This window comes from Saccharopolyspora griseoalba, from assembly GCF_042665275.1.
Classification (GTDB): Bacteria; Actinomycetota; Actinomycetes; order Mycobacteriales; family Pseudonocardiaceae; genus Saccharopolyspora; species Saccharopolyspora griseoalba.
The window spans coordinates 75,059-94,535 of the sequence record NZ_JBHTCJ010000018.1; the positions used below are offsets into that span (position 1 = coordinate 75,059).

Here is a 19,477-nt window from a genome sequence, read left to right on the forward strand (position 1 = left end):
GACTCCTGACGAGAAGGAGGGCGGAGAACTTATCCGAGGGCGCCGGGCAGCAGCCGCACCGAGCCCACCGGCTCGCCGCCGCCGAACACCGGCTCCTCGGCCAGCTCGTCGAGATCCCCGGGGACGCCGAGCGCGCGCAGCACGCCCACCGCCACCGGGAGCCGGGCGCGGGAAGCGCCGTCGGAGATCTTGATCGCCGCGGCCCGGCCGTCGGGCAGCGCGAACGCGAACACGCCCTCGGCGCCGATCTTGGACACCAGGCCGTCCACCGCGGGCATCAGCCGCGCGTCCTCCCGGCCGGTGCCGGAGACCAGCCACGGGTGCGCGCGCATCGCGTCGGCGACCTGCCGGTGCTTGAGCACCAGGTTCTGGAACACCCGGGCGAGCCCGGTCAGCGACAGCGCGAACAGCGGCGCGCCGCAACCGTCCACCGCGGTGTTGGCGATCGGCTCGCCCGCCATCTCGGTCACCGTCGCCGAGACCGTGCTCTGCAGCGGGTGCTCCGGCGCCAAGTAGTCCGAAGTGGACCAGCCGTTGCGCGCGCACGCGGCCAGCATCCCGGCGTGCTTGCCGGAGCAGTTCATGGTGATCCGCAGCTTGCTGTCCCTGGCGTCCCGCGCGGCCTCGTCCATCGGCCAGTCCGGCGGGCAGCGCAGCGCGTCCGGGGTCAGCTCGAAGCGCTCCAGCAGCGCGCGCACCGCGGCCACGTGGGCTTCCTCCCCGCTGTGCGAGGAGGCGGCCAGGGCCAGATCGGCCTCGGGCAGCTCCAGCCCGGCGCGCAGCATGCCCGCGGCCTGCGCGGGCTTGAGCGCGGAGCGCGGGTACATCGGGGAGGTGACGTCGCCCAGCGCCAGCCGGGTCGAGCCGTCGGGGTCGAGCACCACCACGTCGCCGTGGTGCATCCCCTCCCGGAGTCCGCTCCGAACGATCTCCACGAGGGGTACCGGATGGATCACTGCTTGTCCCGCTCCTCAGCAAGCAACTGGTCGACCGATGCCGCGCCTTCCCGATAGCGGCGGGCGATCTCGGCGTTGAGCTTGTCCACCACCTGCTGCACCTCGCGGCGGCGGGCCGAGACGGAGTCCTCCTCGGCGGTGTACGCGCGCAACGCCTGGTCCAGTTTCGCATCGGACAGCGACATCACGTCCGAGAGGTCCACGTCCGAGACCAGCGCCTCCACGTGCCTGCGGTGCGCTTCTGCGCGGGAGGGCTCGGTGGTCTGGTACCGGCCGGATCCGGTCGCGGGCCCGACGGCGTTGTCGCTGAGGATGGCCACCAGCTGCTCGACCACGGTCGCCGAGCCGTTCTCGTCCCGGCGGCGCTGCTCGGCGCGCACGATGTCGATGCGCGCGTGCAGCACCCGGCGCAGGTAGGAGAGGTCGGTCTCCTCCTGGGCCGCCTCGTCCCGCAGGTCGCGCACGTCGGTCAGCGCGCGCCCCTCGATTTCGCTGGCGTAGTCCGGGGACAGGACCCTGTCGATGCGGCGCCGTCCACCCGGGCGGACTTCGATCACGTGGCCATCCTCCGGCAATTCGGTCGAGCTCGCCAACATTTCGGGTGATGTTGTTACGACACTGGTGCGACGCAAGGCCCGCGATCGGAGTTCCGCACGTCCCCGATCGGGCGATGGGCGCGCTTCAATGAATACCCGCCGTGTCAACTGAGGGTGGTTCAGCGCCCCCGCACCCGGTCCGCGGCCACCCGGCCGGGCGGTTCACCGCTGTCCGGCGGGACCGAGTCCGGATCCACCGCGGCGGCCACCGCGCGCCCCTCCTCGGGATCGCCGGCCATCAGCTCGGCCTCCACCGGGGTCGAGCGCTTGAGCAGCGCCAGCGCGATCGGGCCGAGCTCGTGGTGCTGCACCACGCTGCCCACCCGGCCGACCCTGCGCTCGCCCTGCAGGACCGGGTCACCGGGCTCCGGGGTGACCTCGACCGAACCGTCCAGGTGCAGCAGGATCATCCGCCGCGGCGGCTTGCCCACGTTGTGCACCTTGGCGACCGTCTCCTGACCGCGGTAGCAGCCCTTGGCCACGTGCGCGGCGGTGTGCACCCAGCCCAGCTCGTGCGGGATCGCGCGGTCGTCGGTGTCCAGCCCCACGCGCGGGCGCAGCGCCTCCACCCGCAGGGCCTCGTAGGCCATCGTGCCGGACGGGCGGATGCCCGCGTCGGTGAGCGCGAGCCACCAGTCGACCAGCGACTCGCGCGGCACCAGCAGGTCGTAGGTGGGCAGCGAGCGGAACGGCACGTTGCGCACGAACCCGCCACCGGGCAGCCCGCGCACCTCGTAGGGAGCCGACGGGACCTCGGCGAACCCGGCCAGCACGCCGCCCGCGTCCGGGCCGACGGCGGTCAGCACCGCGAGCTCGGAGGTCGCCTCGCGCGGCTCGACCTTGGAGAAGAAGCGCATGCCCTCCAGGTAGTCGAACAGGCTCTGCTTGCCGTCCACGCCGATCGTGGGCAGCGGGCTGGTGGCCTGCGCACCGCGATCGGCGTCCAGGTAGACCACGTCCTCGTGGTGCGCCACCAGCATGTGGCAGTCCACGCGCCCGCTGCTGTCGAGCACCAGGGCCTCGGTGCCCTGCCCGTCGGGCAGCTCGGTGAGGTGCTGGGAGAGCACCAGGTGCAGCCAGCTCAGCCGTTCCTCGCCCGGCACCGCGATGACCTCGCGGTGCGAGCGGTCCACCAGCACCGCGCCCCGCGCGGCCGACCGCTGCTCGGCGAACGGGTCGCCGAAGTGCCAGGGAACGCCGACGTCCACCGCGTCCTCCGGCGCGGGCACCGCACCGGGCAGGTCCAGCAGGGGTGAACTCATTGGAGCGCTCCTAGTTTCGCGTCGCGTTCAGTCGGCCTCGCGGCAGGTCCGGCAGGTGCCGGACAGCGCGAGGTGCGTGGGATCGAGCTCGAAGCCGCGCTCGGCCAGCAGCAGCTTGCCGAGGTCGTCGAGGAGCTCGATGGCCACTTCGTCGATCCGCCCGCAGCGGTGGCAGGCGAGGTGCACGTGCTCGTGCTCCTCGGCGGAGTAGGTCGGTGCCCCGTGCCCCAGGTGCGTGTGCCGCACCAGTCCGAGCTGCTCCAGCAGGTCCAGCGCCCGGTAGACGGTCGTGATGTTGACCGTCGGTGCCGTGCCCTGCACCTTCTTGCAGATCTCCTCGGGGGTCGCGTGCCCCAGCTCGCGCACCGCGTCGAGCACCAGCTGGCGTTGCGGCGTCATGCGCATACCGCGTTCGTGCAAGGTGCTGCGCAGCGATCCTCGGTCGCTCAATGCCCGCTCCTGTGCTCCGCGCTCGTCGACACCACGATCGTAACTCCGCGCGGGTACCTGGCCGGTCGCCGCGTGCGCGGGCGCGGCTGCTCTTCGCGCCGCGAACGACCCCGGGGCCGCACCTGGCGGCGCTCGAGTTCTAGGCTTCCGGCATGCGCGTACTGGCAACCCTGGACGGGATCGTCGTCGACCCGCGGGCCCCGCTGTTCCGGGCCGATGACCTCGGAGTGCTGCGGGGCGACGGGATCTTCGAAACGGTCCTGGTCGTCCAGCGGCAGCCGCGGGAGATGGGGCCGCACCTGGACCGGCTCGAACGCTCCGCGCGGCTGATGCAGATGACGCTGCCCGAGCGCGCGAGCTGGGAGCGCGCGGCGCAGGCCGTGATCGACGCCTGGCCGTGGGACGAGCACCCGGAGATGGGGCTCAAGCTGGTGTGCACCCGGGGCATCGACGAGGGCGACGGCACGCCGAGCGGGTTCGCGATGGGCCAGGAGGTCGGCCCGGAGACCCGGCGCAAGCGCGCCGAGGGCGTCGAGGTGGTCACCCTCGACCGGGGCTACTCGACCGACCTGATGGAGCGCGCGCCCTGGCTGCTGCTGTCGGCCAAGACGCTGTCCTACGCGGTGAACATGGCCGCGCTGCGCGAGGCCGAGGCCCGCGGTGCGGACGAGGTCGTCTTCACCTCGACCGAGGGAACCGTGCTGGAGGGCCCGACCTCCTCGGTCGTGCTCGCCGAGGGCCGCAAGCTGCTGACCACCCCGCCCGCCTCGGGCGTGCTGCGGGGCACCACGCAGGGCGCGCTGTTCCGCGCCGCCGAGGCGGCCGGCTGGCAGACCGAAGTGGTCAACTTCCCGACCTCGGCGCTGTTCGAGGCCGACGGGGTGTGGCTGGCCTCCAGCATCCGCCGGATCACCCGCGTGCGCGCCGTGGACGGCACGGCCGTGAAGGTCGACGGCGCGCTCGACGAGGAGATCGTCGGGCTCTACGAGTCGAACTACTAGGACCGGCCGCGCCCCTGCTCCGGGCGCGGCACCACCGGCGAGGCGAACCCGCCGAGCGGTTCTCAGCCCATCGTCCGCTGCCCGTCGATCGTCTCGCGGATGATGTCCGCGTGACCGGCGTGCTGCGCGGTCTCGGCGACGATGTGCATGAACACCCGGCGAGCCGAGCGGGTGGCGCCCGGCGGGAACCAGGGCGCCTCCGGCAGCGGCTGGGCCGCCGACAGGTCCGGCAGCGACGCGACGAGCTCGTCGGTGCGCGCGGACACCCGGTCGTACTCGGCGAGCAGCGACTCCACGGTCTCCTCGTCGGTCATCCGGAAGCCCGCGGCGTGCCGCTCCATCGACTCCGGGGTCATGGCCAGCGCCGACGGCCCCTCGAGGAGGAAGCGGACCCAGTTCTCCTCGGTCCGCGAGACGTGCTTGAGGATGCCGCCCAGGCACAGCTCGCTGGTGGTCGGCGCCAGCCGCGCCTGGGACTCGTCGACCCCGCGCACCGCGAAGCGCAGGAACTCGCGGTGGATGCGCAGCGCGTCGAGCAGATCGGCTCGTTCGTCGGGCATGGTGGCCCCCTCCGGTAGCGGGTCGGCTACCGGAGGTTAATGGCGAACCCCGACGGAACGCCCGTCAGCCGACGACGCGGTCCAGCTTGCAGGACAGCCGGGGCTGCAGCTCGTGCTCGGAGGTGGCGCGCTCCTCGACGTAGGCCAGGGCGCCCTCGACGATGCCGTAGAGCCTGCTGGCCGCGGTGACGTCCGCGCCGGTGGGGGTGCGCATGACCGCGTCGGTGCCGAACTGCCAGGTCGTCTGCCCCTGCGGCTTGCCGAAGAACATCTCGACGTTGCCGGTCTCGTGGGTGATCAGCAGCTCGACGTTGTCGTCCGGCTGCGGCCGCCAGAAGCCGTACTCGCGGAACGCGGGCCCGACCACGTTGCCGCCCTCGCCGTCGAGGCGCCAGGCGCGGCTCTCGTAGGTCAGGAACGGGCGACCGTCGTGCGCGATGGTGATCTGCTGCAGGAAGCGGTAGCTCTCGTCCAGCGAGGGGTGGTTGGCCTCGCCCTCGCCGCGCCACACGCCGACCAGCGGCAGCAGCGCCAGGCAGGCGTCGTCCAGCGACGGGCCCATCCGCAGGTTGGCGGTGTCGCCCTCGCCGGGCAGGTCGTCGAACTCCGGCACGTTGCGGTGCGCGGTGCTCTTGGCTCGTTCCGCGGCGGCGGCCACAGCGGCGTCCCCGCTGCCCGGCTGCGGTTGATTCGGCGTCTCGGTCATCGCCAGTAAGGCTACAACCTGCGGAAAGGCGCGCTCGCACCAGTCTGGCGCGCGGCCCCTCCGGCGTCAGTCGTTGTAGAGGCGGTACACCACGTAGACGGCGAACCAGATCGTCGCGATGGCGGCGATGCCGACGAGGGTGACCAGGCCGTAGTGCATGAAGTCCAGGAGTTCCACGCGCAAAGGATAACCGCGACGGGCCCCGCTGCGACTGTGGCGTGCGGCATGATCTGCTGCGGTCGGCGGCACCGGGCCGCTGATCACCGGCGGGAGCACGCCGCCGGGCGGGAGTGTTGACGGGGATCACATGAACTTCGAGACGTTTCGGGACCGGGCGCTGGCCTACCGGGAGGACCTGCTGGCCCGCAAGGAGAAGATCGCGCCTGCCGACTTCGGCTGGTACCCGTACGACACGATGGCCAACGTCTTCCACCTGGACGCGCTGCTCGGCGGCGACCGGCGGGAGATCTTCGGCGAGATCGCGGGCACCCGGATCGCCGACATCGGCGCCGCCGACGGCGACTTCGGGTTCTTCCTGGCCGAGGAGCTGGGCTGCGCGGTCGACGTGATCGACAACGCGCCGACCAACTTCAACGGGCTGCGCGGCGCGCGCAGGCTCGCCGCGGAGCTGGACCTGCCGGTCGAGGTGCACGAGATCGACCTGGACGCGCAGTTCTCGCTGCCCGCCGAGCGCTACGGGGCGGTGCTGTTCCTGGGGCTGCTCTACCACCTCAAGAACCCGTTCCTGGTGCTGGAGCGGCTCTCCGAGCGGGCCGAGCTGTGCTTCGTGTCCACCCGCGTCGCCCAGCAGACCCCGGACGGCACCGAGATCGCCGGCCAGCCGGTGGCCTACCTGCTGGACCCGGCGGAGGCGAACGACGACGCCACCAACTTCTGGATCTTCAGCGAGGCCGGCCTGCGCCGCCTGTTCGCCCGCACCGGCTGGGAGGTCCTCGACTTCACCGCGGTCGGCTGCCAGGAGGCGTCCAACCCCCGCGACCAGGACAAGGACCAACGAGCCTTCGCCCTCCTCCGCTCCACCCGCTGACCCCCGCCAAGAACGCTCGAATCTCGACGGCGGATTTCAAGGGTTTTCGCGGACCGCCCGGGAGGGGTGCGGACGCGACGAGGGGCCGGCACCGAGGTGCCGGCCCCTCGTCGGGCGTCGGGGCGAGGTCAGGCGACCTCGATGTCCACCGCGTGCACGCCCGGGCCCGCGGTGGTGACCGCGGACTCGCCCTTGCCGCTGCGGTGCAGCGCGCGGACGGTCCAGTCACCCGGAGCCGCGTAGAACCGGTAGTCGCCCTCCTCGGAGCTCACGACCTCCGCGGTGAACTCACCGGAGGAGTCCAGCAGGCGGACGAAAGCCCCGCCGACCGGCTCTTGCCCGGCTCGAACCTTGCCCGCCACGACGACCTGGTCGGTGCCCTCGTCGACGGCGACGGCCGACTGCTGCGGCGCTCCGCATCCATCCATCACAAAACTCCCTATCGGTTCGCCCGGCTCAGGCCGACGGGTTCTCGACCGGCACGCCCACCAGGGAGCCGTACTCGGTCCAGGAGCCGTCGTAGTTCTTCACGTTGGTGTTGCCCAGCAGCTCGCGCAGCACGAACCAGGTGTGCGAGGAGCGCTCGCCGATGCGGCAGTAGGCGATGGTGTCCTTGGAGGTGTCCAGGCCGGCCTCGCCGTAGATCTCCCGGAGCTCGTCGTCGGACTTGAAGGTGCCGTCCTCGTTGGCGGCCTTGCTCCACGGCACGTTGATCGCGCTCGGGATGTGGCCGCCGCGCTGAGCCGACTCCTGCGGCAGGTGCGCCGGGGCGAGCAGCTTGCCGGCGAACTCGTCGGGCGAGCGCACGTCGACCAGGTTCTTGTTGCCGATCGCGTCGACGACCTCGTCGCGGAAGGCGCGGATCGAGTTGTCCGGGTCCTGGGCCTTGTAGGAGGTGGTGGCCCGGTTGGGCGCCTCCTTGGTGAGCTCGCGGCCGTCGAGCTCCCACTTCTTGCGACCGCCGTCGAGCAGCTTGACGTCGTCGTGGCCGTAGAGCTTGAAGTACCAGTAGGCGTAGGCGGCGAACCAGTTGTTGTTGCCGCCGTAGAGCACCACGGTGTCGTCGTTGCTGATGCCCTTGGCGGACAGCAGCTTCTCGAAGCCCTCGCGGCTGACGAAGTCGCGGCGGACGTGGTCCTGCAGTTCGTTCTTCCAGTCCAGCTTGATGGCCCCGGGGATGTGTCCGCCGTCGTAGGCGGTGGTGTCCTCGTCCACCTCGGCGAACACCACTCCGTCGGTGTTCAGGTTCTCTTCGGCCCACTCGGCGGAGACCAGGACGTCTGCGCGGCTCATCGAGCGACTCCTTCGTTGATCTTCAAGGATGGTTCGGCTGGGGTCTTAAGCGGCGGGGGCGAACCGCCGGATCAGCAGGTACATCTGGCAGCCGAGGCAGTACCCGAACACCGCGTTGAGCAGTGCCGCCACCAGGGCCAGGGCGTTGGCCACGACGCCGAGCGTGATCCAGCCCGCCGCGTACCCGACGGTGGCCACCAGGGTGAAGGCGAAGCCCACGCCCTGCGAGAAGCGGACTGGTGCGGACTCCTCGCGCTGCGCCTCGGTGGGCGGTGCCAGCTTCGGCCGCACGGCCTTGCGGTAGAGCACGCCCCACGGGTTGAGCTGCAAACCGATGAACGCGCACAGGCCGAACAGCACCATCTGCGCCGCCATCACCCGCCAGCTCGTGGTGACCAGGCCCAGGGCCAGGATCGCGCTGGTGATCGCGGCGGTGAAGCGCACGCCTCTGGTGTCGAGCGTCGAGACAGACATTGCGGGGAGCCTTCCTGACTTCTGACTGGACTTCGGCTGCCGAGTCCGTCAGGCGGTGAGCGCGCCGTGTCGCGACGAGAGGTGCAGTGGGCGCGCGCTACCGCCCGGTCAGCGCCCGCAACACAGGCTGCTGCCCACGCGGCAGAGATCCACCGCGCGCCTACGGGTCAGCAGTACATGCACGCCACGGAGGTTACCGCGAAGACCGATCACCGGGAAGCGAGTTCACTAGGTGAGACGTTCTTCGGCGGTGCGGTGCGCGGCCGCGTCAGTTCAGGTAAGGGGCCAGCGCCTCGTCGAGCACCTGCGGCTTCGGCACCCCGCCGACCCGGAAGATCTCCTCGCCCGCGGAGTCCAGCACCAGGGTGGTCGGGGTGGTGTGCACGCGCAGCGGGGTGGACCACTCGGGGTGGTCGGTGAGGTCGACCTCGACGTGCTGCACGCCCTCGGTGCGCTCGGCGTAGCCGCCCAGCAGGATCCGGGTGTGCCGGCACGGGGCGCAGAAGGTGGTGGACAGCTGCAGCAGCGTCACCCGCGCCGCGCCGGGCTCGGGCAGCTGCTGCCGGAGCCCGTCCGGGAACTTCGACACGGCTACCTCCCCTTCGCTCCTGCGCACCGCGCCCTGCCGGGCGCGCCAGATCAACCCGATCACCAGCGCGATCGGTACCACCACGAGCAGCGCCCAGACCCCCTGGCTCATCCGGTCCGAACCCCGTTGCTGGTCAGCTCGACGCCGTGGGCGATGCCCTCGACGACCAGCGCGCCGCGTTCGACCCGCACCCCGGTCGGTCGCACCTCGAAGGGCAGCATCCCCGGGTCCAGGGTGGTCTTGAACTGCTCCAGCACCGAGCGCTCGAACAGCGGCGGCAGGTCGATCTGGCCGAAGGTGCTGTTGTTGAGCTCCAGCTCGCGCGGGGTGATCCGCATCTTGTCGCCCTCCAGCGAGAGCACGGAGACGACCTGCACCTTGTTGTCCGAGCCCGCGATGTTGACCGTGCCGGACAGCCGCACCAGCGCCTTCGTCGGGTCGCCGCCCTCGGCGATCTCGGCGTCGGCCGGCTCGACCTCGCCGGTCCTCTCGTCCTTGAGCGCGTCCGCGGTGGCCGGCTCGACGGTCAGGTCCTGGATGCCGATCAGCCGCGCGACGTCGGCGGCGCGCAGCTTCACCCGCGCCACCAGCTGGTCGACGGTGACCTCGTCGGCGGTCCCCTGGATGACCTGCGCGGTGGAGACCTTCGCGCCGTGCAGGTCGGCCTCGATGCCGAGCTGGTTGAACGGCCCGACCGGCACCGCGTCGGCCTTCATCCGCACGTCGCGGTAGTCGCCCGCGGCGACCTGGGTCAGGAACGGGAACCCGTTGATGGAGACCTCGGGGTTCTCCTGGAGCTTGAGCCGCTCGGCGACGCGCTTGGACACCTGGTACTCGGCGACCGCGGCCGAACCGAAGTCGGCGGCGACCAGCAGGGCGATGGCCACGACCAGGGTGATCGCGAGCTTCTTCACGCTTCGGTCCGTTCTGTCGGGGCGGATCCGTGCGGCGTCGTGGCCGGGCCACGATCGAGTGGTTCCACTGTATCGGCCGCCCACCTCGCGATCCGGTCCACCAGTTGCGGGGTGGTCGAGCTCTCCGCGTGCCGCATGCCCTCGATCGGCCAGAACTCGCCGCCGCCCGCCTCGCTGAGCGCCCGCGCGTCGGCCAGCGGGAAGTAGTGGTCGTCGGTGCCGTGCACGATCAGCTGCGGCACCTCGATGCGGGCGGCGAGCTCGATCGGCGAGACCGGCACCTCCGGCCAGGGGCCCGCCAGGCGCACGCCCAGCAGGCGGGCGGTGAGCCTGCCGTGCGGCTGCTCCAGCAGCCAGTGCACCCGGCGCATCGCCGGGGTCTCGCGGACGAACCACCGGGCCGGGCTGCTCACCGACACCACCGCGTCGGGCGGGGTGCCGAGCGCGGCCTGGCGCAGCACGACGCTCCCGCCCAGCGAGAAGCCGAGTGTGACGATGCGCTCGTGCCCGAGCTCGCGCAGGTGCGCCACGGCGGCGTCGACGTCCATCGCCTCGTCCGGCCCGACGCTGGTTCGACCACCGGATCCGCCGTGCCCGCGGAGATCGACCGCCAGCACCGCCCCGTGCCCGGCGAGTCGCGATAGGACGCGTCGCACGCTGGGCTTGCGGATGTGGTTGGTGAACCCGTGGGCGAGCGCGAAGCCGATCCGAGCGCCCTTCGGACCGGGGTGCAGCTGCCCGGCGATCCGGGTGCCGTCGGCGGCGCGCAGTGTGACGCGACACATGCCCGTAACAAGTGGTCGCTCGCTGTTCACAATTGTGATGCCCTCCGTCGGACCTGGGTTTTTCCACTTCGTTTCGGTTATTCTCCTAGCCATCCAAAGGCAACGGCGCCGGGTCGCCCGCGCACCGCGGGCGACCGGATTCCTTCCGGCCGGACTACGCCTTGGAGATGGAGGCCCTCAGATGAGCTCCGAGCTGCTGCTGCTGACCGGCGAGACCGACTGCGAGAGCGTGCTGCCCGGCCTCGCGCTGCTGCCGCACCGCGTCCGGGTCCTGCCCGCCGACCCCGGTGCCATCCTCTCCGGCGGCACCCACGACGCCGTCGTGGTCGACGCCCGCACCGACCTGGCCGGCGCCCGCAACCTGTGCCGGCTGCTGGCCTCCGGGGACGTCCCGGTGATCGCGCTGGTCAACGAGGGCGGTCTGGTCACCGTCAACGCCGAGTGGGGCGTGGACGACATCCTGCTGCCTACCACCGGTCCGGCCGAGATCGACGCCCGCCTGCGCCTGCTGGTCGCCCGCCACAGCACCGCTGCCTCCTCCGGCGACGGCTCGCTGACCGTCGGCGACCTGTCCATCGAGGAGGCGACCTACACCGCGCGGCTCAAGGGGCGGGCGCTCGAGCTGACCTACAAGGAGTTCGAGCTGCTGAAGTTCCTCGCGGGCCACGCGGGCCGGGTGTTCACCCGCGCCCAGCTGCTGCAGGAGGTCTGGGGCTACGACTTCTTCGGCGGCACCCGCACGGTCGACGTGCACGTCCGGCGGCTGCGCTCCAAGCTCGGCCCGGAGCACGACGCCATGATCGGCACCGTGCGCAACGTGGGCTACAAGTTCGTGCGCCCGAGCAGCCGCAACAGCGCGGCTCCCTCGCCGATCGCCGCGGAGGCGGCCGAGGAGGCGCGCCTCGCCGAGGCCGTGGACCAGGCGGAGGCCGTCGACGCGTGACCCGCGCCTTGCGCAGCCCGAGCCCGGCGTGGTCCGAGCCGCGTGCGAGCTGAGCCTCCTTCATCAAAAAAGGCATTCTCCGCACTCTCCGTACTCCTCGACCCCGTCCCGCACTCCCCGCGCTCCGCGCGGGCCCGCCGGAAGTGGGTAACGTCTACGGCGTGCAGCTGACTTGGCGGAACGGACTGGACGGCGGCGAGGCGGCCGAGGTGATGCGGTTGCTCGACACGACCGAGGCGGCCGACGGGGTCGCTCCGGTCGGGGAGCACGTGATCATGCGGCTCAAGGCGCATCGGGACCTCACCCGGCAGATCGAGCCGGTGCAGGCCGACGTGCGCTCCGAGCACTACGTGGTGCGCGACTCCGGCGGCGCGCTGGTGGGCTACGCGCACCTGGACACCGAGCACGAGGCCACCGCGGGCCAGCTCGTCGCGGAGCTGGCGGTGCACCCGGAGCACCGGCGCCAGGGCGCGGGCGCCCGCCTGGTCGAAGCGCTGCTGGAGCGCGCGGAGCTGGGCGTCGAGCCGGCCGAGGACACCGGGCGGCTGCGCATCTGGTCGCACGGCGAGCACCCCGGCGCGCTGCGGCTGGCCGAGCGCTACGGCCTGCACCGCCCGCGCGAGCTGTGGCGGATGGGGCGCGACCTGGCCGAACCGGAGCTGCCGGAGACCCGGCCCCCGCAGGGCGTGCGGATCCGCACCTTCGCGCCCGGGCGGGACGAGGCCGCGGTGGTCGCGGTCAACGGCAAGGCCTTCTCCTGGCACCCGGAGCAGGGCCAGATGACCGAGGCGGACCTGCGCGCCAAGGAGGGCGAGGACTGGTTCGACCCGGGGGGCTTCTTCCTGGCCGTCGACGAGCGCGACGAGCTGCTCGGCTTCCACTGGACGAAGGTGCACCCGGACGGGACCGGCGAGGTCTACGTGGTCGGGGTGGATCCGGACCGCCAGGGCGGCGGGTTGGGTCGCTCACTCACAGTGGCCGGTTTGCGGTACCTTCGGGACACTGGACGTAGTCAGGTCATGCTCTACGTGGAGGCCGACAACCTCGCCGCCGTGACGGTCTACCAGCGGTTGGGCTTCGCCAAGTGGGACACGGACGTGCAATTCGGACGCTGATCCTCCACTGCGCAGAGTCAGCGAAGAAGTTGATCTTCGGGTCGCCTATCGCCCGAAGGAATGTGTTCCTGCTTACTTAGCGTGCCATGTTCACCTTTCGTTCACTTCGATGCGGGTGCGTGTCCACTCCCACTGCTTACGTTTTGTCCAGCGGCAAGCACGAGCCCGCACGGCTCAGGCCGCGCACCCGCAATGTGTTTCCTTGAGTGGAGGAACGAAGTGAAGATCAAGCGGCACAATGCTGCGTTCGCCGTCCTCGCCGCGGGCGCGCTCGTGCTCGCCGGTTGCGGCACGGACCAGAACGTCCCGCAGGGCGCTGCCAACCCGGCGCTGGACAAGCTCCAGGTCGAGTGCGGCACCAAGAGCCTCTCGGCGGAGGGCTCCTCGGCGCAGAAGAACGCGATGGACGTCTTCTCCCGGGACTACAGCATCAAGTGCCCCGGCCAGACCGTGAACTACACCAAGTCCGGTTCCGGCAAGGGCGTTGCGGGCTTCACCGCGGGCCAGATCGACTTCGGCGGCTCGGACTCCCCGCTGGACGCGGAGGAGGGCGAGGTCGCCAAGGCCGCCGAGCGCTGCAAGGGCAACCCGGCCTGGAACATCCCGATGGTCTTCGGCCCGGTGGCCATGGCCTACAACCTGCCCGGCGTGGACAACCTGGCGCTCAACGCCGACCTCATCCGCAAGATCTACATGGGTGAGATCAAGCAGTGGGACGACCCGGCGATCAAGGCGCTGAACCCGGACGCCAAGCTGCCGTCGATCCCGGTCGTGCCGTTCTTCCGCTCCGACGAGTCGGGCACCACCTCGAACTTCCAGAAGTACCTCTCCACCGCCACCAACGGCGCGTTCACCGGTGAGGGCAAGACCTTCCGCGGTGGCCCGGGCGTCGGCCAGGGCCGCGACGGCTCGGACCAGGTCGCGCAGTCGGTCGAGGCCACCGAGGGCGGCATCACCTACGTCGAGTGGTCCTACCCGCGCAACCTCGGCCTGGGCATCGCCAAGATCGACAGCGGCAGCGGCCCGGTCGAGCTGAACCCGCAGACCGTGGGCAAGGCCATCGAGGAGGCCAAGATCGAGGGCGAGGGCAACGACCTGCGCGTCGACCTCAAGTCGATCTACGGCAACAAGGAAGCCGGCGTCTACCCGATCGTGCTGAACACCTACGAGCTGGTCTGCTCCAAGGGCTACGACCCGGAGACCGCCAAGTCCGTCAAGGCGTTCCTGACGGTCGCCGCCAACGCGGACCCGGCCCAGCTCGAGGAGGCCGGCTACGTGGCGCTGCCGGAGCGGTTCAAGGGCAAGGTCCTCGACGCCGTCAACGCCATCCAGTGACCTGGTTCGCGCTCGAACCGGGCGCACGCCAGGTAGAACGGACGAAGTGAGAGGCTGCATCCAGCAGTGACCGACTCTACGAGAGCCGATGCGCGCCCCGCGGACACCGACGCCGGTGCCCCGCGGGGCGCTTCGGCGCCCAGTTCCGGACCGGAGGCTCCCATTTCCGCTCCAGAGATCGCCGCGGGCAAGAAGTTCCGCGTGGGAGACAAGGTGTTCTCCTCGCTGGCGACGGCCTCCGGCGCCTTCGTGGTGGCGCTCATCGCCGCCATCGGCATCTTCCTGCTGATCCGCGCGGTGCCCTCGTTGCAGGTCAACGAGGTGAACTTCCTGTTCTCGCGGGAGTGGAACACGCGCGATGCCGAGCACCTGCGCTTCGGCATCCTCGACCTCGCGTGGATCACCGTCGCCAGCTCCCTGGTGGCCCTGGTGATCGCGATGCCGCTGTCCGGCGGCATCGCCCTGTTCCTGACCCGGTACGCGCCGCGCGCCCTGGCCCGGCCCTTCGCCTACCTCGTGGACCTGCTGGCCGCCGTGCCCTCGGTGGTCTACGGCCTGTGGGGCTTCATGGTGCTGGGCCCGTTCCTGTCGCCGCTGGCCATCTGGCTCAACGAGAACCTCGGCTGGATCCCGATCTTCGGCGACGGCAACATCAACCAGAAGGGCTCCGGCGCGGACGTGTTCACCGCGGGCATCGTGCTCGCCGTGATGATCATCCCGACGATCACCGGCGTGACCCGCGAGGTCTTCGCGCGCACCCCCAGCGCCCAGATCGAGGGCGCGCTGGCGCTGGGTGCGACCCGCTGGGAGGTCATCCGCACCACCGTGTGGCCCTTCGGCCGCAACGGCTTCATCGGCGGCTCGATGCTCGGCCTCGGCCGCGCGCTCGGCGAGACGATGGCGCTGACCATCATCCTCAGCGCTTCCAGCGCGCCGCCCGGGTACAGCATCTTCGACGGCGGCGCGACCTTCGCCTCGAAGATCGCGCTGGGCGCCGCCGAGTTCAACAACAACATGAAGGTCGGCGCCTACATCTCGGCCGGCCTCGTGCTGTTCATCCTGACCTTCGCGGTCAACGCGATCGCCCGCTGGATCGAGAGCTCCGCCAGCGCTAAGGGGAAGTCATGAGGACCGACGCTGCGGATCTGGAGCAGCTCGCCACCCCGCCCGCCTTCCAGAGCGTCGGCTTCGGGCGGAAGCTGAAGAACAACCTGGCGACCGTGCTGTTCACCGTCGCCTTCGCGCTCGCGGTGATCCCGCTGCTGTGGGTGCTGTGGACGCTGCTGTCGCGGGGGCTCAAGCCGATGCTCAGCGCGAGCTGGTGGACGCACTCGTTCAACGGGCTGCTGCCCAACGACTTCGGCGGCGGCGTCTACCACGCCCTGGTCGGTACGGTGGAGCAAGGGCTGGTGTGCCTGCTGTTCACGGTCCCGCTGGGTGTGATGGTGGGCATCTACCTGGTCGAGTACGGGCGCAGCTCGCGGCTGGCCAAGGTGGCCACCTTCATGGTGGACATCCTCAGCGGTCTGCCGTCGATCGTGGCCGGTCTGTTCATCTACGCGCTGTGGATCACCACCTTCGGCTTCACCCGCAGCGGCTTCGCGGTGACGCTGGCGCTGCTGCTGCTGATGCTGCCGGTGGTCGTGCGGGTCACCGAGACGATGCTGCTGATCGTCCCGGACGAGCTGCGCGAGGCCGCCTACGCGCTGGGCCTGCCCAAGTGGAAGACGATCGTGCGGATCGTGCTGCCGACGGCGCTGTCGGGCATCGTCACCGGCATCATGCTCGGCCTCGCCCGGGTGCTCGGTGAGACGGCACCGCTGCTGATCCTGGTCGGCTATTCGTCCTCGATCAACTTCGACCTCTTCAGCGGCGAGATGGCATCGCTGCCGCTGACCATCTACATGGAGCGGAGCACCGGGACCGACGCCGGCGACTACCGCATGTGGGGCGCTGCGCTGACCCTCGTGCTCGTCATCATGCTGATCAACCTTGTCGCGACCGGCCTGTCCAGGGTCTTCGCGATCAAGACGAAGTAGGGACTCCAACAATGGCCAAGCGTCTCGACGTAAAAGACCTGAACCTGCACTACGGCAAGTTCCACGCCGTGCAGGACGTGACCCTGCAGGTTCCGGCCCGCAGCGTCACCGCTTTCATCGGCCCGTCCGGTTGCGGCAAGTCCACCGTGCTGCGCTCGCTGAACCGGATGCACGAGGTCATCCCGGGCGCCCGGGTCGACGGCAAGGTGATGCTCGACGGCGAGGACATCTACGCCAACGAGGTCGACCCGGTGCAGGTCCGCAAGACCATCGGCATGGTCTTCCAGCGCGCCAACCCGTTCCCCACCATGTCCATCCGGGACAACGTGGTGGCCGGCCTGAAGCTGGCGGGCGAGAAGAACAAGAAGCACCTCGACGAGGTCACCGAGCGCGCGCTGCGCGGCGCGAACCTCTGGGAGGAGGTCAAGGACCGGCTGAACAAGCCCGGTGGCGGCCTCTCCGGTGGTCAGCAGCAGCGGCTGTGCATCGCGCGGGCGATCGCGGTGCAGCCGGACGTGCTGCTGATGGACGAGCCCTGCTCGGCGCTGGACCCGATCTCCACGCTGGCGATCGAGGACCTGATCGCGCGGCTGAAGCAGGACTACACGATCGTCATCGTCACGCACAACATGCAGCAGGCCGCGCGGGTCAGCGACCAGACCGCGTTCTTCAACCTGCGCGCGGTGGGCGAGCCGGGTCAGCTCGTCGAGATCGACGAGACCGGCAAGATCTTCTCCAACCCCTCGCAGAAGGCCACCGAGGACTACATCTCGGGCCGCTTCGGCTGAGCCGGCCTGCCTTCATCAGAAGTCCCCCGCGAGCTCGGCTCGCGGGGGACTTCTGATGAGAAGGGCGCCCGGCCTAGCCCGCCAGTTCGTCGGCGACGGCCGAGACGAAGGCGCTGGAGTCCTTCGGGCTCAGCGCAGCGGTGCACACCTGCTCGAAGGCCTTCAGGTAGTCGGCCGTGTCCGCGGGCTTGTCCAGGAACCGGGAGTTCGCCGAGTCGCCCAGGTGCACCACCTGCGGGTCGGCGTCGTCCGGGAAGGAGAACACCGCCACCCGGTCCCCGCTGAGCGGGTGCCCGCCCGCGGAGAACGGCAGCACCTGGATCGTCACGTTCCGCCGGTAGCCCAGCAGCACCAGGTGCTCCAGCTGCGCGCGCATCACCCCCGGTCCGCCGACGGTGCGCCGCAGCGCGGCCTCGTCCAGCACCGCCCAGAGCTCCAGCGGGTTGTCGCCGAGCAGTCGCTGCTGGCGCGTCGAGGTGACGGCCAGCCGCTCGTCGAGCTCGTCGTCGGTGAACACCCGGACGTCGGTGGTCAGCAGCGCGCGCGTGTAGTCGGCGGTCTGCAGCAGCTCGGGCAGCGGGTCGGTGCCGTAGCAGCTGACCGCCTTAGCCGAGGTCTCCAGCCCGAGGTAGGTCTGCAGCCCCGGCCGCTGCGCGGTGCTCGGGTACTGCTGCCACCAGCCGCGCTGCTTGGAGTCCTGGGCGAGGTCGATCAACGACTCCAGCTGCCCGCCGGTGGCGCCGTAGAACTCGGCCATCAGCCGCACGTCCGAGGTGCGCACGGGCACCCGGCCGAGCTCGATCTGGCTGATCTTGCCCTGCGAGCAGTCCAGGTGCGCGGCGACCTCGCGGTGCGTGCGGCCCGCGATCTCGCGGAGCCGCCGCAGCTCGCTGCCCAGTCGACGTCGGTGCACGGTCGGACTCTTACGCAACCGGCACCTCGCCGGTACGAGTTCGGAAGCTTCTCACCCGAAAGAGCATGGCACAGACGATCAGCACGACCGAGTGCCGATATCGGTTATTAATACTCCCGATCACCCGGCCGTGACCGCCGATCCCGAGATCAGGTGGTCGGCATCTTCCCGGTGACGATGAACTCGACCCGGCGCGCCACGGCCACCGCGTGGTCGGCGAAGCGCTCGTAGAACCGGCCCAGCAGCGTCACGTCGACCGCGGCCGCGACCCCGTGGCCCCACTCGGGGCTCATCATCACGGTGAACAGGTGGCGGTGCAGGTCGTCCATCTCGTCGTCGGCCTCCTCGAGGCCGCGGGCGGTCTCCACGTCCTGCGAGCGGATGACCGAGCTGACGCTGTGGGCGAGCCGGACGGCGATCCGGCCCATCTCGGCGAAGTAGGCCTGCACGTCGGTCGGCAGCACCGCGTTCGGGTGGCGCCGCCGGGCGGCCTTGGCCACGTGCAGCGCGAGGTCGCCCATCCGCTCGAGGTCCTCGGCGACGTGGATGGTGGCGATCACGGTGCGCAGGTCGCCTGCCACCGGGGCCTGCAGCGCGAGCAGCCCGAAGGCGTGCTCCTCGGCTCGCGCCCGCGCCTCGTCGACCTGGGAGTCCTCGTCGATGACCTGCTCCGCCAGGCTGAGGTCGGTCTCCAGGAGCGCGCTCGTGGCGCGCTCCATTGCCGTGCCGACCATCGTCGACATCGAGGCGAGTTCTTCGGCGAGCTTGCCGAGCTGTTCCTGGTAGGCCTCACGCATGGCTCCAGCCTACTGCCGGAGGGAATCGGGCAGAATGACCTGCGGTGAACCGGCGGTGAACGAGGCGTGATCAGCCTCGGGTTTCGCGGTGTTCGCGCAGGTCAGCCCCACATCAGTCCGAGCGACAGGAAGACTGTGAGGGACGCGACGATGGCCACCGAGAGCACGATCAGGTTGGTGCGCCGCTTGCGCTGGTTCTTCTTCCACTCCATGCGCGACTTGCCGTCGCGGCCCTCGCTGTCGTGGAAGTCGAAGGGCATGTCGGTGCCGAGCTCCGGTTCCTTGCGCTTGCCGAAGAACCGGCGGCGCTTGGCCTCCTCGGCGGCGATCTCGTCGTGCACCGCGGAGAACCGGGCGAGGGTGGCGTCGATCTGCTGGACGTCGTTGTTGCGCTCCTCGCGCTCGACCTCCTCGCCGCCGAAGTCGTCGTCGTCATCGTCGAAGGCGTCGAGCTCGGCGTAGCCGTCGGCCGGCGCGACGACGGCGGTCGCCTCGGCGGGGGACTCCGGGACGGGCCCGGCTTCCTCCGGGTCCACCACGCGGGTGGACGCGGCCGTCTCCTCGGCCTGCTTCGGCTTGGCCTGCTGCGGGCGCACCGGGGCGTGCTGGGTGGTGGCCTCCGGATCGGCCGCGGGAGCTGCGGGCGGGCGGGCAGGCGCCGGCGCCCCCGCCGGCGGGCGGGGATTGCGGCGCGCGGGCCTGTCGGCGGTGGTCAGCGCCTGGCTGATCCGGGTGGCCTCGGGGTCGGCGCCGTTGGTGCGCGGCGGTTCCGGGCGGCGCGGCGGCTCGCCGTTGAACGCGGCGGGCGCGGCGGACGCTGCGGGCGCGGCCGGTCGGGGGTTGCGGCCGGTCGTCGGCGTGCCCGAAGTCGAACAGCCCGGTTCCCACCGCGGTGCGCACGGCGAACCCGTCC

General features: G+C 70.8%; 23 protein-coding genes and 1 pseudogene. 8 read left to right on the forward strand and 16 right to left on the reverse strand.

Annotated features, from left to right (window positions below; all coding sequences use genetic code 11):
* Nucleotides 1–29: 29 nt before the first annotated feature.
* From ACFQRI_RS25105 to ACFQRI_RS25120, 4 genes are all read right to left on the reverse strand, one after another.
* On the reverse strand, nucleotides 30–956 hold the full coding sequence (locus ACFQRI_RS25105; RefSeq protein ID WP_380672731.1) for an asparaginase: 927 nt from the start codon (nucleotides 954–956) through the stop codon (nucleotides 30–32).
* A complete protein-coding gene (locus ACFQRI_RS25110) occupies nucleotides 953–1,513 on the reverse strand; it encodes an RsiG family protein (RefSeq protein WP_380672733.1) in 561 nt (186 codons plus the stop codon). The genes ACFQRI_RS25105 and ACFQRI_RS25110 overlap by 4 nt, the downstream gene beginning before the upstream one ends.
* A 158-nt stretch (nucleotides 1,514–1,671) precedes the next feature.
* Complete coding sequence (gene ygfZ / locus ACFQRI_RS25115) at nucleotides 1,672–2,814, reverse strand: CAF17-like 4Fe-4S cluster assembly/insertion protein YgfZ (RefSeq protein WP_380672735.1); 1,143 nt, start codon at nucleotides 2,812–2,814, stop codon at nucleotides 1,672–1,674.
* A 27-nt stretch (nucleotides 2,815–2,841) separates the two neighbouring features.
* Nucleotides 2,842–3,264 (reverse strand): Fur family transcriptional regulator, encoded by a 423-nt coding sequence (locus ACFQRI_RS25120; RefSeq protein WP_465269735.1) that lies wholly within the window; start codon nucleotides 3,262–3,264, stop codon nucleotides 2,842–2,844.
* A gap of 152 nt (nucleotides 3,265–3,416) precedes the next feature.
* Here ACFQRI_RS25120 and ACFQRI_RS25125 point away from each other — a divergent pair, with 152 nt between their 5' ends.
* Complete coding sequence (locus tag ACFQRI_RS25125) at nucleotides 3,417–4,265, forward strand: aminodeoxychorismate lyase (protein WP_380672737.1); 849 nt, start codon at nucleotides 3,417–3,419, stop codon at nucleotides 4,263–4,265.
* Between the two features lie 62 nt (nucleotides 4,266–4,327).
* On the opposite strand, the gene ACFQRI_RS25130 is transcribed toward ACFQRI_RS25125, so the two are convergent.
* Together ACFQRI_RS25130 and ACFQRI_RS25135 are read right to left on the reverse strand one after the other, a co-directional pair.
* Complete coding sequence (locus tag ACFQRI_RS25130) at nucleotides 4,328–4,825, reverse strand: DinB family protein (protein ID WP_380672739.1); 498 nt, start codon at nucleotides 4,823–4,825, stop codon at nucleotides 4,328–4,330.
* 64 nt (nucleotides 4,826–4,889) lie between these two features.
* Nucleotides 4,890–5,531: a heme-binding beta-barrel domain-containing protein gene (locus tag ACFQRI_RS25135; protein ID WP_380672741.1), complete on the reverse strand. Its 642-nt coding sequence runs from the start codon at nucleotides 5,529–5,531 to the stop codon at nucleotides 4,890–4,892.
* A gap of 307 nt (nucleotides 5,532–5,838) precedes the next feature.
* On the opposite strand from ACFQRI_RS25135, the gene ACFQRI_RS25140 reads away from it, so the two are divergent.
* Nucleotides 5,839–6,579, forward strand: coding sequence for a class I SAM-dependent methyltransferase (locus tag ACFQRI_RS25140; protein ID WP_380672743.1), 741 nt, complete (start codon nucleotides 5,839–5,841; stop codon nucleotides 6,577–6,579).
* 128 nt (nucleotides 6,580–6,707) lie between these two features.
* On the opposite strand, the gene ACFQRI_RS25145 is transcribed toward ACFQRI_RS25140, so the two are convergent.
* The 7 genes from ACFQRI_RS25145 to ACFQRI_RS25175 form a co-directional block, all read right to left on the reverse strand.
* Nucleotides 6,708–7,007, reverse strand: a complete 300-nt coding sequence (locus tag ACFQRI_RS25145) for a DUF1416 domain-containing protein (protein WP_380672745.1) — start codon at nucleotides 7,005–7,007, stop codon at nucleotides 6,708–6,710.
* 28 nt (nucleotides 7,008–7,035) lie between these two features.
* Entirely contained in the window at nucleotides 7,036–7,872 is an 837-nt protein-coding gene (locus ACFQRI_RS25150) for a sulfurtransferase (RefSeq protein WP_380672747.1), read from the reverse strand.
* A 45-nt stretch (nucleotides 7,873–7,917) separates the two neighbouring features.
* Entirely contained in the window at nucleotides 7,918–8,346 is a 429-nt protein-coding gene (locus ACFQRI_RS25155; protein ID WP_380672749.1) for a DUF4395 domain-containing protein, read from the reverse strand.
* Between the two features lie 108 nt (nucleotides 8,347–8,454).
* The gene (locus ACFQRI_RS25160; RefSeq protein WP_380672751.1) at nucleotides 8,455–8,559 is read right to left on the reverse strand and encodes a putative leader peptide; all 105 of its coding nucleotides are present in this window, start codon (nucleotides 8,557–8,559) and stop codon (nucleotides 8,455–8,457) included.
* Nucleotides 8,560–8,614: 55 nt separating this feature from the next.
* Complete coding sequence (locus ACFQRI_RS25165) at nucleotides 8,615–9,046, reverse strand: TlpA family protein disulfide reductase (protein WP_380672753.1); 432 nt, start codon at nucleotides 9,044–9,046, stop codon at nucleotides 8,615–8,617.
* Complete coding sequence (locus ACFQRI_RS25170) at nucleotides 9,043–9,849, reverse strand: LmeA family phospholipid-binding protein (protein ID WP_380672755.1); 807 nt, start codon at nucleotides 9,847–9,849, stop codon at nucleotides 9,043–9,045. Before ACFQRI_RS25170 ends, ACFQRI_RS25165 begins: the two co-directional genes overlap by 4 nt.
* On the reverse strand, nucleotides 9,846–10,634 hold the full coding sequence (locus tag ACFQRI_RS25175) for an alpha/beta hydrolase (RefSeq protein WP_380672757.1): 789 nt from the start codon (nucleotides 10,632–10,634) through the stop codon (nucleotides 9,846–9,848). The genes ACFQRI_RS25170 and ACFQRI_RS25175 overlap by 4 nt, the downstream gene beginning before the upstream one ends.
* A 181-nt stretch (nucleotides 10,635–10,815) precedes the next feature.
* Here ACFQRI_RS25175 and ACFQRI_RS25180 point away from each other — a divergent pair, with 181 nt between their 5' ends.
* The 6 genes from ACFQRI_RS25180 to pstB all read left to right on the forward strand — a co-directional run bounded on the left by ACFQRI_RS25180 (nucleotide 10,816) and on the right by pstB (nucleotide 16,854).
* A complete protein-coding gene (locus ACFQRI_RS25180; RefSeq protein WP_380672759.1) occupies nucleotides 10,816–11,577 on the forward strand; it encodes a winged helix-turn-helix transcriptional regulator in 762 nt (253 codons plus the stop codon).
* A gap of 161 nt (nucleotides 11,578–11,738) precedes the next feature.
* Nucleotides 11,739–12,692, forward strand: a complete 954-nt coding sequence (gene mshD, locus ACFQRI_RS25185) for a mycothiol synthase (protein ID WP_380672761.1) — start codon at nucleotides 11,739–11,741, stop codon at nucleotides 12,690–12,692.
* Between the two features lie 219 nt (nucleotides 12,693–12,911).
* Nucleotides 12,912–14,027: a phosphate ABC transporter substrate-binding protein PstS gene (gene pstS / locus ACFQRI_RS25190; protein ID WP_380672763.1), complete on the forward strand. Its 1,116-nt coding sequence runs from the start codon at nucleotides 12,912–12,914 to the stop codon at nucleotides 14,025–14,027.
* A 201-nt stretch (nucleotides 14,028–14,228) separates the two neighbouring features.
* The gene (pstC, locus tag ACFQRI_RS25195) at nucleotides 14,229–15,155 is read left to right on the forward strand and encodes a phosphate ABC transporter permease subunit PstC (protein WP_380672765.1); all 927 of its coding nucleotides are present in this window, start codon (nucleotides 14,229–14,231) and stop codon (nucleotides 15,153–15,155) included.
* Nucleotides 15,152–16,066: a phosphate ABC transporter permease PstA gene (pstA, locus tag ACFQRI_RS25200; RefSeq protein ID WP_380672767.1), complete on the forward strand. Its 915-nt coding sequence runs from the start codon at nucleotides 15,152–15,154 to the stop codon at nucleotides 16,064–16,066. Before pstC ends, pstA begins: the two co-directional genes overlap by 4 nt.
* Before the next feature lie 11 nt (nucleotides 16,067–16,077).
* Entirely contained in the window at nucleotides 16,078–16,854 is a 777-nt protein-coding gene (pstB, locus tag ACFQRI_RS25205) for a phosphate ABC transporter ATP-binding protein PstB (protein ID WP_380672769.1), read from the forward strand.
* A 73-nt stretch (nucleotides 16,855–16,927) separates the two neighbouring features.
* Here the strand turns inward: pstB and ACFQRI_RS25210 are convergent, their stop codons facing one another.
* The 3 genes and pseudogenes from ACFQRI_RS25210 to ACFQRI_RS25220 all read right to left on the reverse strand — a co-directional run.
* Nucleotides 16,928–17,767, reverse strand: coding sequence for a helix-turn-helix domain-containing protein (locus tag ACFQRI_RS25210; RefSeq protein WP_380672771.1), 840 nt, complete (start codon nucleotides 17,765–17,767; stop codon nucleotides 16,928–16,930).
* A gap of 149 nt (nucleotides 17,768–17,916) precedes the next feature.
* Entirely contained in the window at nucleotides 17,917–18,564 is a 648-nt protein-coding gene (phoU, locus tag ACFQRI_RS25215) for a phosphate signaling complex protein PhoU (protein WP_380672773.1), read from the reverse strand.
* 101 nt (nucleotides 18,565–18,665) lie between these two features.
* A pseudogene (locus tag ACFQRI_RS25220) lies at nucleotides 18,666–19,477 on the reverse strand (hypothetical protein); the annotation flags it as partial.

Excerpts from the sequence above, each read along its gene's own strand:
- ygfZ (WP_380672735.1), bottom strand. The coding sequence starts at position 2,814 with ATGAGTTCACCCCTGCTGGACCTGCCCGGTGCGGTGCCCGCGCCGGAG.
- ACFQRI_RS25125 (WP_380672737.1), top strand. The coding sequence starts at position 3,417 with ATGCGCGTACTGGCAACCCTGGACGGGATCGTCGTCGACCCGCGGGCC.
- ACFQRI_RS25130 (WP_380672739.1), bottom strand. The coding sequence starts at position 4,825 with ATGCCCGACGAACGAGCCGATCTGCTCGACGCGCTGCGCATCCACCGC.
- ACFQRI_RS25135 (WP_380672741.1), bottom strand. The coding sequence starts at position 5,531 with ATGACCGAGACGCCGAATCAACCGCAGCCGGGCAGCGGGGACGCCGCT.
- ACFQRI_RS25140 (WP_380672743.1), top strand. The coding sequence starts at position 5,839 with ATGAACTTCGAGACGTTTCGGGACCGGGCGCTGGCCTACCGGGAGGAC.
- ACFQRI_RS25145 (WP_380672745.1), bottom strand. The coding sequence starts at position 7,007 with ATGGATGGATGCGGAGCGCCGCAGCAGTCGGCCGTCGCCGTCGACGAG.
- ACFQRI_RS25150 (WP_380672747.1), bottom strand. The coding sequence starts at position 7,872 with ATGAGCCGCGCAGACGTCCTGGTCTCCGCCGAGTGGGCCGAAGAGAAC.
- ACFQRI_RS25155 (WP_380672749.1), bottom strand. The coding sequence starts at position 8,346 with ATGTCTGTCTCGACGCTCGACACCAGAGGCGTGCGCTTCACCGCCGCG.
- ACFQRI_RS25165 (WP_380672753.1), bottom strand. The coding sequence starts at position 9,046 with ATGAGCCAGGGGGTCTGGGCGCTGCTCGTGGTGGTACCGATCGCGCTG.
- ACFQRI_RS25175 (WP_380672757.1), bottom strand. The coding sequence starts at position 10,634 with ATGTGTCGCGTCACACTGCGCGCCGCCGACGGCACCCGGATCGCCGGG.
- ACFQRI_RS25180 (WP_380672759.1), top strand. The coding sequence starts at position 10,816 with ATGAGCTCCGAGCTGCTGCTGCTGACCGGCGAGACCGACTGCGAGAGC.
- pstA (WP_380672767.1), top strand. The coding sequence starts at position 15,152 with ATGAGGACCGACGCTGCGGATCTGGAGCAGCTCGCCACCCCGCCCGCC.
- pstB (WP_380672769.1), top strand. The coding sequence starts at position 16,078 with ATGGCCAAGCGTCTCGACGTAAAAGACCTGAACCTGCACTACGGCAAG.
- phoU (WP_380672773.1), bottom strand. The coding sequence starts at position 18,564 with ATGCGTGAGGCCTACCAGGAACAGCTCGGCAAGCTCGCCGAAGAACTC.